12 protein-coding genes are annotated in these 14381 nt (G+C 69.9%); 2 read left to right on the top strand and 10 right to left on the bottom strand.

Features of this window, described 5'->3' with window-relative positions:
• Positions 1-53 precede the first annotated feature (53 nt).
• From BJ972_RS06265 to BJ972_RS06310, 10 genes are all read right to left on the bottom strand, one after another.
• Positions 54-1544 (bottom strand): carboxyl transferase domain-containing protein, encoded by a 1491-nt coding sequence (locus tag BJ972_RS06265; protein WP_129172951.1) that lies wholly within the window; start codon positions 1542-1544, stop codon positions 54-56.
• Positions 1541-2737 carry a CaiB/BaiF CoA transferase family protein gene (locus BJ972_RS06270; protein WP_129172952.1) on the bottom strand — a complete coding sequence of 399 codons (1197 nt, stop codon included), beginning with the start codon at positions 2735-2737 and terminating at the stop codon, positions 1541-1543. Before BJ972_RS06270 ends, BJ972_RS06265 begins: the two co-directional genes overlap by 4 nt.
• Positions 2730-4292 carry a carboxylesterase/lipase family protein gene (locus tag BJ972_RS06275; RefSeq protein ID WP_241830727.1) on the bottom strand — a complete coding sequence of 521 codons (1563 nt, stop codon included), beginning with the start codon at positions 4290-4292 and terminating at the stop codon, positions 2730-2732. The genes BJ972_RS06270 and BJ972_RS06275 overlap by 8 nt, the downstream gene beginning before the upstream one ends.
• Positions 4289-5158 carry an ATP-binding cassette domain-containing protein gene (locus tag BJ972_RS06280; protein ID WP_129172953.1) on the bottom strand — a complete coding sequence of 290 codons (870 nt, stop codon included), beginning with the start codon at positions 5156-5158 and terminating at the stop codon, positions 4289-4291. Before BJ972_RS06280 ends, BJ972_RS06275 begins: the two co-directional genes overlap by 4 nt.
• Positions 5155-7023, bottom strand: a complete 1869-nt coding sequence (locus BJ972_RS06285; protein WP_129172954.1) for a dipeptide/oligopeptide/nickel ABC transporter permease/ATP-binding protein — start codon at positions 7021-7023, stop codon at positions 5155-5157. Before BJ972_RS06285 ends, BJ972_RS06280 begins: the two co-directional genes overlap by 4 nt.
• Positions 7020-7961 carry an ABC transporter permease gene (locus BJ972_RS06290; protein WP_129172955.1) on the bottom strand — a complete coding sequence of 314 codons (942 nt, stop codon included), beginning with the start codon at positions 7959-7961 and terminating at the stop codon, positions 7020-7022. Before BJ972_RS06290 ends, BJ972_RS06285 begins: the two co-directional genes overlap by 4 nt.
• 69 nt (positions 7962-8030) lie before the next feature.
• Positions 8031-9566 (bottom strand): ABC transporter substrate-binding protein, encoded by a 1536-nt coding sequence (locus BJ972_RS06295; RefSeq protein ID WP_129172956.1) that lies wholly within the window; start codon positions 9564-9566, stop codon positions 8031-8033.
• Between the two features lie 281 nt (positions 9567-9847).
• On the bottom strand, positions 9848-10465 hold the full coding sequence (locus BJ972_RS17650) for a TetR/AcrR family transcriptional regulator (RefSeq protein ID WP_129172957.1): 618 nt from the start codon (positions 10463-10465) through the stop codon (positions 9848-9850).
• A gap of 100 nt (positions 10466-10565) precedes the next feature.
• Entirely contained in the window at positions 10566-11117 is a 552-nt protein-coding gene (locus tag BJ972_RS06305; RefSeq protein ID WP_129172958.1) for a PH domain-containing protein, read from the bottom strand.
• 7 nt (positions 11118-11124) lie between these two features.
• Positions 11125-11925, bottom strand: a complete 801-nt coding sequence (locus tag BJ972_RS06310; RefSeq protein ID WP_129172959.1) for a biotin--[acetyl-CoA-carboxylase] ligase — start codon at positions 11923-11925, stop codon at positions 11125-11127.
• A gap of 196 nt (positions 11926-12121) precedes the next feature.
• On the opposite strand from BJ972_RS06310, the gene BJ972_RS06315 reads away from it, so the two are divergent.
• Positions 12122-13732 (top strand): acyl-CoA carboxylase subunit beta, encoded by a 1611-nt coding sequence (locus BJ972_RS06315; RefSeq protein WP_372487669.1) that lies wholly within the window; start codon positions 12122-12124, stop codon positions 13730-13732.
• Complete coding sequence (locus tag BJ972_RS06320) at positions 13729-13953, top strand: acyl-CoA carboxylase subunit epsilon (RefSeq protein ID WP_129172961.1); 225 nt, start codon at positions 13729-13731, stop codon at positions 13951-13953. The genes BJ972_RS06315 and BJ972_RS06320 overlap by 4 nt, the downstream gene beginning before the upstream one ends.
• Positions 13954-14381 lie beyond the last annotated feature (428 nt).

Consider the following 14381-nt stretch of genomic DNA (forward strand, 5'->3'; position numbering starts at 1 on the left):
CTGCTGTTCGTTCCGCCCACCATTGTCGCGCATACCGGGCGGCGGGGCGTACGTCAGCGCCCGAGGCGCCGGTAGCGCTGCAGCCGGGCATCGAGGCGCGCATCCGGGTTCTGCGTGCGGAGCGCCCCGATCGTGTGCTCGATGGCCCGGCCCATGCGTAGTGAGAACGCGAGCGGTTCGTCGGCGGCGTCGTCGTGCTCGGGAACGATCGCGTCGACGATGCCGTCGCGCAGCAGATCGGCGGCGCCGACGCCCTGCGACTCGGCCATCTCGGCGGCGTGGGCCGTGTCGCGGTGCACGATCGCGCTCGCCCCCTCGGGCGGGAGCGGCGAGAGCCACGCGTGGCGCGCGGCGATCGTCCGGTCGGCGGGCAGGAGCGCGAGCGCTCCCCCGCCGGTCCCCTCGCCGAGGAGGACCGAGAGGGTGACGCCGCGATGCATGACGAGCTGCGCGAGCGAACGCGCGATCTCGCCCGCGAGCCCACCCTCTTCGGCCTCGCGCGAGAGCGCGGCGCCCGGGGTGTCGATGATGCTCACGAGCGGCAGACCGAGTTCGTTCGAGAGCCGCATGCCGCGCCGGGCCTCGCGGAGGGCCGCGGGGCCGAGCGGCGCTTGTCGCCGCTGCACCTGGCGGTCCTGACCCATCACGACGCACGCCGCACCGCCGAAGCGGGCGAGGGCGAGCACGAGACCGGGGTCCTTCTCGCCCTGTCCGGTGCCGTTGAGGGGAAGGACGTCGGTCGCCGCATGCTTCAGGAGCGTGCGGATGCCGGGGCGGGATGCCCGCCGCGAGCGTTCGATCGACGGCCACACGGGGCCGGCGTCGCCCGTCCACCACTCCGGCGGGCTCGGATCGATCGCGGCGTCGCGTGCGCCGAGCACGTTGAGCACGCGCTCGACGACACCGGGCAGGTCGCGCGGGGCGAGCACCCCGTCGATGAGTCCGTGGCGGAAGAGGTTCTCGGCCGTCTGCACTCCGGAGGGGAACGGTTCGTCGTAGAGCGCCTCGTAGACGCGCGGGCCGAGGAAGCCGATGAGGGCGCCGGGTTCGGCGACCGTGACGTGGCCGAGCGAGCCCCACGAGGCGAGCACTCCCCCGGTCGTCGGATGACGGAGGTAGACGAGATAGGGAAGGCCGGCTGCCTTGTGCCGGGCGACGGCCGCGGCGATCGCGATCATCGAGACGAACGCGCGCGTTCCCTCCTGCATGCGGGTGCCGCCCGACGCCGGACCGGCGAGGAGCGGGAGGCCCTCGAGGGTCGCGCGCTCGATCGCCGCGACGAGGCGGTTCGCGGCAGCGAGACCGATCGACCCGGCGAGGAAGCGGAACTCGCACGCGACGAGCGCGACACGACGGCCCCGGATGGTGCCCTCTCCCGTGATGACGGATTCGTCGACACCGCTCGACGCGCGGGCGGCCGCGAGATCGGCTGCATAGGCGGCATCCGTCGCGACATCCCGAGGGGTCGAGTCCCACGAGCGGAACGTGCCCGGATCGGCGAGGAGCTCGATGAGTTCGCGAGCCGAGATCCTCGGTGCCGTCATGCTGCCTTCTCTCCGAGCCACGAGCGGATCGCCGCACCATCGCCGTCGAGGAGCGGCGGCGAGAGATGCGTCGTGCGGGTCGTCTCATACTCCCCTGCATCGTCGACGTCGAAGAACCGCAGGGGCATGCCGGGCAGACGGATGTCGCCGAGCACGGGGTGCTTCACGTCGATGAGGAGCTTCTGCGACGCGACCTGATCCCACGCGTACACCTCGTCGAGGGTGCGCACGCGACCCGCCGGGATGCCGCTCGCCGTGAGGTCGACGAGGAGATCGGCCGACGAGCGCTCGGCGAACGCCGCCTCGACGACCGCGATCGTGCGTTCACGGTTCGAGACCCGCTCGGCGTTCGTCGCGAGCCCCTCGGCGTCGGGGTCGAGGCCGAACGCGGCGCAGAACCGGCGCCACAGCGAATCGTTCGCGACGCTGATCTGCACGGCGCCGTCTCGCGTACGGAAGAGGCCGTAGGGCGCGATCGACGGGTGGTGGTTGCCCTGCGCCTGCGGAACCTCGCCCGCGACCGTCTGCCGTGTGCCCTGGAAGGCGTGCACACCGATCGTCGCAGCGAGGAGGGAGGTGCGGACGACCTGTCCCCGACCGGTGCGCTCGCGCTCGAGGAGCGCGGCGAGCACGCCCGAGGCGCCGTACATGCCCGAGAGCAGGTCGGCGATCGGCACCCCGACGCGCTGGACGTCGTCCGGGCCCGAGCCCGTGAGCGACATGAGCCCGGCCTCGCCCTGAGCGATCTGGTCGTAGCCCGCACGGCCGCCCTCGGGGCCGTCGTGCCCGAAGCCCGTGATCGAGAGCACGACGAGTCGAGGGTTGCGCTCGAGCAGGGCGGTCGTCGAATAGCCGAGCCGGTCCATGACGCCCGTGCGGAAGTTCTCGACGACGACGTCGGCCCGATCGAGCAGTCCGTCGAGCACGGCGCGGCCGTCGGCGCTCTTCAGGTCGAGGGCGATCGACTCCTTGTTGCGGTTGCACGAGAGGAAGTACGTCGCCTGCGGGTCTCCCTCGGGGCCGACGAAGGGCGGCCCCCACGAGCGCGTGTCGTCACCGGTGACCGGCGACTCGACCTTGATGACGCGCGCGCCGAGGTCGCCGAGCATCATGCCGGCGTGCGGCCCTGCGAGTGCGCGCGAGAGGTCGATGACGAGGACGCCGTCGAGCGGTCCGCCCGAACGCTCAGACATGGGCCGACTCCACACGCGCGCGTTCCGCCCAGAACCGGCGGAGACCGCCGCGCGGGTCGCTCAGCACCTCGGGGTCGACGTCGAGCCGCATGGTGCGTCGCTCCTCGGCGTCGTACACAGGCCAGACCGGCAACCCGGCGGAGTTCGGCCTCCCGGTGTCGGCGAACGAGATCCACGCGGCGCTCATCCAGTCGGAGAGCTCGTGCGGCGGCTCGTCGCCGACGAGGGTCACGGCTTCGAGACGGTGGAGCTGTCTGAAGACGAACGGCACGTCGAGGGCATGGCACGCTCCGAGGCGGCCCTCCATCATGGGGCTCTTCCACGTGAAGAGGTACGCGTGATTCGAGCCCGCACTCGACCGACGGGCGTCGAGCAGGCGGTTCGACGGCTGCCGATAGAGACGGTCCGACAGGTACGACTCCAGCACCGCGGCATCCGTCGGTGCGGAGCCGAGCTCGTGCGCCACCGACTCGCGGTACTCCGCGACCACGGTCTCGGGTTCTCCCAGTTGATCCTCGCGGACCGCGGCGAGCAGTCGATCGGCGTGCGATCGCGCGGGTTCGACCGTGTCGGGCGCGAACTCGGTGAAGAACGAGGCCTCGTTGAGGTTCGTGCCGATGAGCAGGTCGACGGCGCTGTTCACGCCGCGCCTCACGGCGTCGAGCGGGAGCTCGTGCAGGGTGCGCCCGTCGATCGTCGGTTGGAACGGGAGCGGGAGCCCGATGACGCCCGCGGCGAACTCGTCCGCGAATCGTTTCTGCGCCCCGAGCAGCTTCCGAGCGCTCCATGTCGTCAGTTCGCCCGCGCGTTCCGGCTCGAGCCCTGCGACGTGCAGGAACCGCTCGGTGATCTCTTCCGATTCGGCTTGAGAGCGCGCACGCTCGGCGGTTCCGCTCTGCATGATCGCCCGCGAGAAGAGCCCCTCGGTCGCGGGGGTGCCGAGCAGGGTTCCGACGGCCGCCGCGCCCGCGGACTCGCCGAAGACGGTGACGCGGTCGGGGTCGCCCCCGAAGTACTCGATGTTCCCGGCGACCCAGCGGAGCGCGGCGATCATGTCGAGCACGCCGACGTTGCCGGAGTCCTCGTAGCCCTCGCCGAGCACGTGCGCGAGGTTCAGGAAGCCGAACGCTCCGAGCCGGTAGTTGATCGACACGACGACGACCTCGAACGTCGCGGCGAGCTCGGCACCGTTGTTGTAGCCCGACGAGTTCGAGCCGGAGACGTACGCACCGCCGTGGAACCAGACCAGCACGGGGCGCCGTCGTTCGTCGGCGCGCGGGGTCCAGACGTTGACCGTGAGCGAGCCGTGCTCGCTCCAGTGCGCCTGCCGGAACCCGCTCTGCGCGAGGAGAGGATCGGGGTTCTGCGGAGCCGCCGGGCCCGACGAACGCGCGTCGAGCGTACCCTCCCACGGTTCAGGGGCGACCGGCGGGCGGAAGCGGAAGTCGCCATCGGGGCCCTGCGCGAACGGGATCCCCAGGTAGCACTGCACGTCGGCGCGCTTCGTGAGCGTCGTCGTGCCGGCGATCCTGCCGTTCGGGGTGTCGACGATCACGAAGCGACCTCGAGGACGTCGGCGGCGGCCTGCGCGTCGAGCAGTTCGCGCCGTTCGGCGCGGCGGAGGGCCTGACGACGCGGGTGCGCGACAGGCGCCGCCATCATGAGCCGCTGCGTGTACGGGTGCGAGGGCGAACTCGTGACGCGCTCGGCGTCGCCCGTCTCGACGATCTCGCCGCGGTACATGACCGCGACGTCGTGCGAGATATGACGGATGACGCTGAGGTCGTGCGACACGAAGAGGTACGCGACCCCCGTGCGCTCCTGGATCTCGATGAAGAGGTCGAGCACGCGGGCCTGCGTCGACAGGTCGAGCGCCGAGACGGGCTCGTCGCAGACGATGAGGGCCGGGTCGAGGGCGAGCGCGCGGGCGATCGCGACGCGTTGGCGCTGACCGCCGGAGAACTCGCGCGGAAGGCGATCGATCGAGTCTCCGGGCAGATTCACCTGGTCGAGCAGCTCGCGGATGCGGTCGCGCGCCGCGACACGCGCGACTCCGGCGACCTCGAGGGGTTCGGAGAGGATGTCGCCGACCGTCATCGCGGGGTTGAGCGACGTGTACGGGTCCTGGAACACGACCTGGATCTCGCTCGAGAGCGCCCGGCGCTCCGCGCGCGGCAGGTGCGCGATCTCCTGCCCGCGGAAGCGGATGCTCCCGCCCGTGACCGGAGCGAGGCCGAGCACGGCACGGCCGAGCGTCGTCTTTCCCGAACCGGATTCGCCCACGAGACCGAGGGTACGCCCGGCCTCGATGCGGGCTGAGACGCCTTTCAGGGCGCGGAACGGCGGCGTCCGCCATCCCTTCATCGGGTACTCGACGACGACGTCCGTCGCATCGAGGAGGGGTGCGGTGTTCGTGCTCATGCCTCGGTCCTTTCGGAGGTCGCCGGTGCGTCGTGTCGAGCGACGAGCCCGCTGCGCGGTTCGGCGTCTTCGAGCGTCGCCCCGAGCAGGGCCTGCGTGTAGGGGTGCCGCGGGGCGTCGAAGAGACGCTCCGCCGTGTTCTGCTCGACGATGCGACCCGTCTGCATGACGGCGACGCGGTCGCAGATGTCGGCGACGACACCGAAGTTGTGGGTGACGAGGATGACGCCCATCCGCCGTTCCTGCTGCAGCGAGCGCAACAGGTCGAGCACCTCGGCCTGCACCGTGACGTCGAGCGCCGTGGTCGGCTCGTCGGCGATGAGTAGTTCGGGATCGCACGCGACGGCGCCCGCGATGAGCACGCGCTGCGCCATGCCGCCCGAGACCTCGTGCGGGTAGGCGTCGAACGTGCGCGCCGGGTCGACGATGCCGACCCGATCGAGCAGTGCGAGCGCGCGCTTCTTGGCGTCGGCCTTGCTGAGGCCGAGGATGCGGCGCATGGGCTCGACGAGCTGGAAGCCGAGCGTGAACGTCGGGTCGAGGTTCGACATCGGTTCCTGCGGGATGTAGCCGATGCGGCTGCCGCGGAGCTTCTCGATCGTGCGGATGCGCCGTGCTCGGTCGCGCCCGCCGCCGTCGGCGCCCGCGAGCGTCTCGCCCGCGAAGGTGATGCGACCGCCGACGACCTCGCCACCCTCGGGCAGGAGACCGAGGATCGAGAAGGCCGTCTGCGACTTGCCCGAGCCCGACTCCCCGACGAGTCCGAGCACTTCGCCGCGCTCGACGTGGAGGCTCACGCCGTCGACGACGATCTTCTCGCCGCCTCCCGGCAGCGGGTACCCGACACGCAGCCCGTCGACGACGAGGAGGCTGTCGGATGAGGCCGTCGCGACGGCATCCGTGAGCGGGTCGTCGGCGACCGTGATCGCCGTCGTCGACTCGCTCGCCGGAGCACTCGCCGATCGCGACCGGCGCCGCGGCTTCGCCTCTGAGCCCTGCACCACGTCGCGGAGCGCCGCACCGAAGACGGCGAGCGAACCGACGGTGACGCCGATGATGAGTCCGGGCCAGAGGAAGGCGAGTGGCGACACGTAGATGTTGATGAACGCGTCGTTCAGCATCTGGCCCCAGCTCGCGGTGCGCGAGTCGCCGACGCCGAGGAACTCGAGGCCGGCCTGCAGGACGATCGCGATTCCCGCCATCATCGAGCCCTGGATGACGAGGGGGGCACGCACGACGCCGAGTACGTGACGAGCGAGGATGCGCGCGTCGGTGAGGCCCGAGACGCGGGCGGCGTCGATGTAGAGCTCGTTCCGCACGGAGAGCACTCCCGAGCGGGTGAGCCGGTAGACGCCGGGCGAGAGCAGCACGCCGAAGATCGCCATGAGCGACATGATGCCGGGGCCCATGACCGAGATGGCCGCGAGCAGCACGATGAGGCCGGGCATCGCCATGAGCAGGTTGGCGAACCAGTTCGAGACCGTGTCGAACCAGCCCTGGTAGTACCCGGCGACGAGACCCGTGGGGATGCCGATGGCGAGTGCCACGACGAGGGCGATGGCCGCACCGACGAGGCTCGTGCGGCCGCCGTAGAGGAGGCGCGCGAGCACGTCGCGACCCGAGCCGTCGGCGCCGAGCAGGTGCTCGCCGAAGGGCGGCGCGAGCACGGCCTCGACGTCGGCGCGATTCGGGTCCCAGGGGCTGAGGAGCGGCCCGATGATCGCCGAGAGGATGACGAGGCCGAGCACGATGAGCGCTCCGAGCGCCATCGGGTTCTTGAGCACACGCCGCCAGAGCGCGTCGCGGCCCTTCGCGGGCACGGATGTCGGATCGATGGTGACGGGGGCTGAGAGCGATTCGGTCATGACAGACGCGCCTTCGGGTTGAGCCAGCCGGTGGCGAGGTCGATGAGGAGGTTGACGAGCACGACGAGCACGACCATTCCGACGACGAGGCCGAGGATCGGCGGCAGGTCGCCCTGGATCGTGGAGCTCACCGCGAGCGAGCCGATGCCGGGGAGGGCGAAGATCTTCTCGATGATGATCGCGCCGCCGAGCAGTCCGACGAACTGCAGCGAGAGCACGGTGAGTGCCGGCGGCGCGGCGTTCCGGAGCACGTGACGGAAGAGCAGCGAGCTCTTCGAGACGCCGCGACTGCGGAGCGTGCGCACGTAGTCCTGCCGCAGCACGTCGATCGTCGCACCGCGCACCTGCTGCGCCGTCGAGGCGATGGTGCCGGTGACGAGGGCGAGCACCGGGAGCACGAGCCCGAGCGCCCACGCGGCGGGATCGGTCGCGATCGGGGTGTAGCCGGTCGCCGGGAGGAGGCGGAGGCTCACGGCGAAGACGCTCACGAGCACGAGTGCCACCCAGAAGTTCGGGAGTGCGAATCCGAAGATCGCGAAGAACTGCACGAAGCGGTCGACCCAGCCGCGACGCACGGCCGCCGTGACGCCGAGGACGGCGCTCACGATCGCGGTGAGGATGATCGCGGTCACGACGATCGACAGCGAGACGGGGAACTTGTTGGCGAGGGAGTCGATGACCGGTTCGTTCGTGAACCACGAACGACCGAAGTCGCCCTGCACCGCGTGCGAGAGCCACTCGCCATAGCGGACGAGCAGGGGCTGGTCGAGGCCGAGTTCGGCGGACTTCGCCGCCACCTGGGCCTCGGTCGCGCCCTCGCCGAGGATGTTCCGTGCCGGATCGGTGCCGCCGACGCTCATGAGGAAGAACGTGAGCGTCGCCACCGCGAAGATCAGAACGACGCCTGCGGCGATGCGTTTCATGAGGAAGATCAACATGTCGATGTCGCTTTCGAAGGTCGTGCGGCGCCCCGGCCGGCCGTCACAGGACCGGCCGGGGCACGCGGATCAGCTCGCGGGTGCGTAGTTCCAGATGTACGGAACGACGTTCTGCGGCTGCATGGTGACCGTCGTGTCGGCGGAGCTCAGGTAGATGTTGTTCTGCACATACCAGGGCGCGAACCAGGCCTCGTCGACGAGGTATTCGCTCACGGCGCGGAAGGCGTCCTCCGCGTCCTCCGGCGTCGACTGCTGCGCGGCGAGGATGAGGGCGTCGAGCTCGGGGGTCTCGTTCGCGTACATGTTCCACGGTGCCGTCGGCTGCACGAGCTTCAGGATGTCCTGCCACGAGTTCGACGAACCCCACGAGAAGATGAAGACGGGGAACTCGCCGCTCAGGAGGCTCGAGATGACCTGGTCGGGAGTGACGGGCTGCGTCTCGACCGTGATGCCGACCTCGCCGAGCTGCTGCGACACGAGCGTCGTCAGGTCTTCGAAGCCCGTGATCGCGGGCATCGTGAGCGAGAAGCCGTCGGGGTAGCCGGCCTCGGCGAGGAGCTCCTTGGCCTTCTCGGGATCGTAGGGGTACGCGTCGTCGAGCGCCTCGTCGTAGGCGGTGCTCGTCGGGTTGAAGATCTGGGTCGTCGGCGAACCCTGGCCGAGGCGCACGTTCTTGAGGATCGCGTCGCCGTCGACGGCGAGGTTGAGTGCCTGGCGCACCCGGGCGTCGGCGAGGGCCGGAACCTTCGTGCCCGCGCGGTCGACGATGAACAGACCCTGCCAGTCGCCCTCCATCGTGTTGACGGTGAGGCCCGAGACCTCGGCCTCCTTCATGCTCTTCGCGTCGGCGATCGCCGCGTCGATCTGACCCGACTTGAGGGCGTTGAGGCGAGCCGTGAGGTCGGTCAGCGGAGTGATGACGATCGAGTCGTAGGGGAAGGCGTCCGGGTTCCAGTACTCGGGGTTCCGCGTGTAGGTGTAGGTGCTGCCGACGACGGTCGCGTCGGCGTCGAGTTCGTAGGGACCGGAGCCGACGGGCGTCGTCTTCAGGTCGCCGCCTTCGAGGGCGGCCGGGCTCGCCTGCATGCCGGAGACGAGGGCGAGGTTGCGGAGGAGCGCCGGGTCGGGCGCCGAGAGGGTGAGCACGAGCTCGGTGGGGCTCGGGGCCTCGATCGAGGAGACGGCTGCGAGGGTGATGGAGTTCTGACCGGTGCCGGCCGCGAAGTGCTCGAGGTTCGCCTTGGCCACGTCGGCGGTGAAGGCTTCGCCGTCCGTGAACACTACGTCGTCGCGGAGCGTGAGCGTCAGGGTCGTCAGCGACTCGTCGTACTCGTAGGCGCTCGCGAGCCACGGCTCGATCTCGAGGTCGGCGGTGATGTGGAGCAGCGAGTCGTAGACGGGCTGCATGTACTGCAGCCGGTTGCCGAACTCGGCGTCCGCCGGGTCCCACGACGACGCGTCGAGCGCGGCGCCGAGGGTGAGCGTGCCGCCCGAGGCGGCGGAGGTCGACGCAGGTGTCGTCCCTCCGGCCGAGCATCCGGTGAGGGCGAGGGCGCCCGCGGCGATCAGGGCGGCCGCCGTGGCGAGCCGTGCTGTGATTCTCATGTTCTCTCCTTCGAGTGTGAGACGGCCGTGAGGCTCGTGTCAATTAACTTACCGTGTGCACGGTTGGTAAATCAAGCACAAGCGCGGCGTCGACCGCAGAACAGGCCAGCGCGTATGCCGAAATCGACGGAATTCCGGCACTTTCGAGGCGCATCAGAGCGTGCGAGAGGAAGGAAAGGACAGAGCGAACGGACGGTTTATACCGTAAGCGCGCGGAGGCCGCGCGTATTCTCAGCGCGCATGGTCGGTTAATCGGTGCGACACCGAGGGAAGAGGGGAGGTCAGTCCGCGGGGCCGAGGGCGCCGAGATCGCGCGCGAGCGCCGTCGCGAGCACCTCGAAGGCTGCGGGCATGTCGATCGCCGAGTTGTACACCCACTGCAGCTGGACGCCGTCCATGAGGGCGATGAGGCCCGTCGAGAGCGACTCGAGGTCGGCATCCGCCGCAAACTCGCCGCGGTCGACGCCGACGAGGAGCGAACCGACGAGTCGATTGCGCAGCTTCTCGTAGCGGTCGCGCATGTACGCGTGGCCGGGGTGCTCGGGCGACGTGCTCTCGGCGACGAGCACGACAAAGAGCCGCACCGACACACGGTCGTTCGCATACTCGGCGAGCAGGTCGCGGAGGCCCGCGATCACGCCGAGGCCGCCGCGACCGAGGGGCCGGGCGAGCAGGGCGTCGTCGTGCCGGCCGTGCTCGTCGAGGACGGCGAGGAGGAGGTCCTCCTTCGATCCGAAATGGTGGAGGAGCCCCGACTGCGTCACGCCCGCGCGCTCGGCGATCCCCGCGAGACTCGCGCCGCGGTAGCCCGACTCGGCGAGCGCCGCCGCAGCGGCATCGAGGATGGCCGCCTTCGTCGCTTCGCCCTTGACGTTGTTCTGACCGAGTTTTGCTCCCACACCGTCATCCTAGGCCGATACCCAACGAGATGAGGGGATTGTCGAACCGATCAGTCGGTCGGGATGTCTCTCGCGCGTACGAAGCGATGAGCGCGACGCCTTAGCGTCCGCCCCACGCGACGGTGTCGTCGTACGCCGTCGACGGCGGGCGGTACGGCGCCATCGCGGGCCGGGCGGCTTCGACGAGCTCGTTGAGCACCGACTGCACGAGTCCCGGGTTCGGCACGTTACGCAGGGTCACCGGCGACTCGGCGCCCGTCGAGACGCGGACGTCTCCCGAGCCGAACGCCGACTGCACCCACGTGCGCCGCACCGTCACGTCGTAGCCGCGTGAGTGCGGGATCTCCCGTCGCACGCGCACGAACAGCCCGCTCCGCACGATCAGGCGGCGCGACGTGATCGTGTAGCGGCGCGCGAGCCAGCCGAAGAACGGCAGGATGCACGCGAGCAGCACGATGGCGGCCGCACCGGCGAGCGCCGCGATCTCGTGCCACGGTTCGGCGAAGTTGCCGAGGAAGTAGCCGAGCGCACCGGCGACCGCGACGAGCACGAGCACCGACCACACCAGCCGACGCGCGTTGCTGCGCAGGCGGACGACCACACGCTCAGGAGGGGCCTCCGCGCCGCGGGGCGTCGAAGCGGTGTTGCTCATATGCCCATTAATACCTCAGGTGGGTCACGTCTCCGGCGGCGACAGACTGCAGTCGGCCATTCTCGTCCTCGACGACGAGCCGGCCGTCGCCGTCGATGTCGCGCGCGACGCCCACCAGATCGGCGCCCCCCGGCAGCTCGACTCGCACGCGGGAGCCGAGCGTTCCGCACACCCCGCGCACCTCGGCGCGGAGGCCCGATCGCTCGGCGTCGCCGCCCGAGGCGAGGTAGGCATCGTAGAGCGGCCGGAACTCACGCAAGTAGGCGCTCGCGACGGCGTCGACGTCGAACCGCTCCCCCGTCAGCACGAGCAGCGAGCTCGACGTCGGCGTCGGCAGCGCCTCGGACGCGACGGTCACGTTGACGCCCGCTCCGATGACGACCCCCGACAGGTCGGGCAGCAGTTCCGAGAGGATGCCGGAGAGCTTCCGCCCCTCGGTCAGCACGTCGTTCGGCCACTTGAGGTCGATCGCCGCGCCGTCGGTCAGCCGCCGCAACGCCCGCGTCATGGCTGCACCGGCGAGGAGCGGCAGCCAGCCGAACCGCTCGGGGTCGAGCGCCGCCCCCGAGGGAGTCGCCGGCCGCACGAGCACCGAGATCGCGAGGCACTCGCCCGGCGGCGCGACCCAGACCCGCCCGAGGCGCCCGCGGCCGTTCGTCTGCGTGTCGGTCACCACGACGGAGAGGTCGGGCCAGGCCGCGGCATCCGTCACCGCTCGCCGCGCGAGCTCGTCGTTCGTCGATCCCGCTTCGTCGAGCGTCGCGATCGCGGCGCTCTCCCTGATCGTCTCGGCCCATTCCCGTCCCATCCCCCCATCCTCCCGCCCTCCTCCCCTGTTTGTGACTCGTTCGTGTCGTTCTCGACCCCCGAAAACGACATCACGGAGTCACGAACGGCCGGGCGAGCGGATGACGGCGAGCGCGCGACTCGGAGGAATGGGCCAGTCGTTGGGGTGCGCTTTGTGGGGAATCGTCAACGGTTCGGCCCGAGAGGTGGACGGTAGAGTGAACGACGTGACCGAAGAGACCACTCCTGGCCCCGATTTGTCCACGACCGCCGGCAAGCTCGCCGATCTGAAGGATCGCTATCACGAAGCCGTGACGGCGAGCGGCGAGGCCGCGGTCGAGAAGCAGCACGCCAAGGGCAAGATGACGGCGCGCGAGCGCATCGCCGAACTGCTCGACCCGGGCTCCTTCGTCGAGTTCGACGAGTTCGTGCGACACCGCACCCACGCCTTCGGCATGGAGGCCAAGCGCCCCTACGGCGACTCCGTCGTCACGGGAGTCGGAACGATCCACGGCCGCCAGGTCGCGGTCTACTCGCAGGACTTCACGATCTTCGGCGGCTCGCTCGGCGAGGTCGCGGGCGAGAAGATCATCAAGGTCATGGATCACGCGCTGAAGACCGGTGTGCCGATCATCGGCATCCTCGACTCGGGCGGAGCCCGCATCCAGGAGGGCGTCGTCGCCCTCGGCAAGTACGGCGAGATCTTCCGCCGCAACACGCAGGCCTCCGGAGTCATCCCCCAGATCTCGATCGTCTGCGGCCCTGCCGCCGGCGGCGCCGTGTACTCCCCCGCCCTCACCGACTTCGTCATCATGGTCGACAAGACGAGCCAGATGTTCGTCACCGGCCCCGACGTCATCAAGACGGTCACGGGCGAGGACGTCGGCATGGAGGAGCTCGGCGGCGCGCTCACCCACAACAAGGTCTCGGGCGTCGCGCACTACCTCGCGAGCGACGAGTCCGACGCGCTCGACTACGCGCGCTCGCTCATCAGCTACCTCCCCGACAACAACCTCGCCGAGCTGCCGGTGTACGAGAGCGAGATCGAGCTCGAGATCACCGACGCCGACCGTCGCCTCAACACGGTCATCCCCGATTCGCCGAACCAGCCCTACGACATGCACTCGGTCATCCAGGGCATCGTCGACAACGGCGAGTTCCTCGAGGTGCAGCCGCTCTTCGCGCCGAACATCCTCATCGGCTTCGCGCGCGTCGAAGGCCGCTCGGTCGGCATCATCGCGAACCAGCCGAACCAGATGGCGGGAACCCTCAACATCGAGGCCGGCGAGAAGGCCAGCCGCTTCGTGCGGTTCTGCGACGCGTTCTCGATCCCGATCCTCACGCTCGTCGACGTTCCCGGCTACCTGCCCGGAACCGACCAGGAGTGGACGGGCGTCATCCGCCGCGGCGCGAAGCTGCTCTACGCCTACGCCGAGGCCACCGTGCCCCTCGTCACGGTCATCACGCGCAAGGCCTACGGCGGCGCGTACATCGTCATGGGTTCGAAGCAGCTCGGTGCCGACATGAACCTCGCCTGGCCCACCGCCGAGATCGCCGTCATGGGCGGTCAGGGCGCCGTCAACATCCTCTACCGCGGCGAGATCAAGCGCGCGGAAGAGGCCGGCGAAGACGTCGCCGCGGTGCGCACGAAGCTTGCGAACGAGTACACCTACAACGTGGCGTCCCCGTTCCTCGCTGCGGAGCGCGGTGAGCTCGACGGAGTCATCGAGCCCGCGGCGACGCGCATCTCGGTGACGAAGGCGCTGCGGGCCCTCCGCACCAAGCGGGCGAGCCTGCCGCCGAAGAAGCACGGGAACATCCCCCTGTGAGCGACGAGCAGCCGGACGAGCTCGTCCGCTTCGTCACGCGCGACGTGTCGCCCGAGGAGAAGGCGACGGTCTTCGCCGTCATCGAGGCGCTCCTCGCGGAGGAATCCGCGGGAGCTCGACGCCCGGCAGCGACCGGTCTGGACGCCTGGCAGAAGAGCAGTCGGGGCCTCCGGGCCGCGACGTGGCCCGGCCCGTCCGCCTGGCGCGGCTTCACGGGCTGACGCAGCCGCGTACTTACTGGGAATTTCCGGTGAATAGCCCCGTGGTGCCTGTCGAGTTGTTCTCCGGGCAGCCTCGGAGGCGTGACACCCACTCGGGGGCGACCGGGCGCTTGTCCCCCGAACTCGACGTGCACATCCGCGCGATTCCGGCGATTTCGAGACGACGCCCCCCGTATGTGGGACGTCTTGTCCCCCGGTGTCCCCCTAAATGATGACTGGAAGCGCGACGGCCGATCATGCACTATAACTATTACTTGGTGCTGCTCTTCGGAGAAGCACCACCAATCACTCGCCGACTAGGGTAAGCGGGCGAGTGTTTTGGGGGCGAGTCAGGGTGATATTCGGGTTGTCCCTCTGACTCGGACTTTGACCGGGGGTCGACGTTACGTCGGCCCCCGGTCTTTTCGTTAAGGCTCGCCCTATCGGCG

It is taken from the genome of Agromyces atrinae, assembly GCF_013407835.1.
In the GTDB taxonomy this organism is placed as follows: Bacteria; Actinomycetota; Actinomycetes; order Actinomycetales; family Microbacteriaceae; genus Agromyces; species Agromyces atrinae.

Bases quoted from the DNA above. Each gene is read 5' to 3' on its own strand.
- BJ972_RS06305 (WP_129172958.1), bottom strand. From the start codon at position 11,117: ATGAGCAACACCGCTTCGACGCCCCGCGGCGCGGAGGCCCCTCCTGAG.
- BJ972_RS06285 (WP_129172954.1), bottom strand. From the start codon at position 7,023: ATGACCGAATCGCTCTCAGCCCCCGTCACCATCGATCCGACATCCGTG.
- BJ972_RS06310 (WP_129172959.1), bottom strand. From the start codon at position 11,925: ATGGGACGGGAATGGGCCGAGACGATCAGGGAGAGCGCCGCGATCGCG.
- BJ972_RS06280 (WP_129172953.1), bottom strand. From the start codon at position 5,158: ATGAGCACGAACACCGCACCCCTCCTCGATGCGACGGACGTCGTCGTC.
- BJ972_RS06295 (WP_129172956.1), bottom strand. From the start codon at position 9,566: ATGAGAATCACAGCACGGCTCGCCACGGCGGCCGCCCTGATCGCCGCG.
- BJ972_RS06290 (WP_129172955.1), bottom strand. From the start codon at position 7,961: ATGTTGATCTTCCTCATGAAACGCATCGCCGCAGGCGTCGTTCTGATC.
- BJ972_RS06265 (WP_129172951.1), bottom strand. From the start codon at position 1,544: ATGACGGCACCGAGGATCTCGGCTCGCGAACTCATCGAGCTCCTCGCC.
- BJ972_RS06270 (WP_129172952.1), bottom strand. From the start codon at position 2,737: ATGTCTGAGCGTTCGGGCGGACCGCTCGACGGCGTCCTCGTCATCGAC.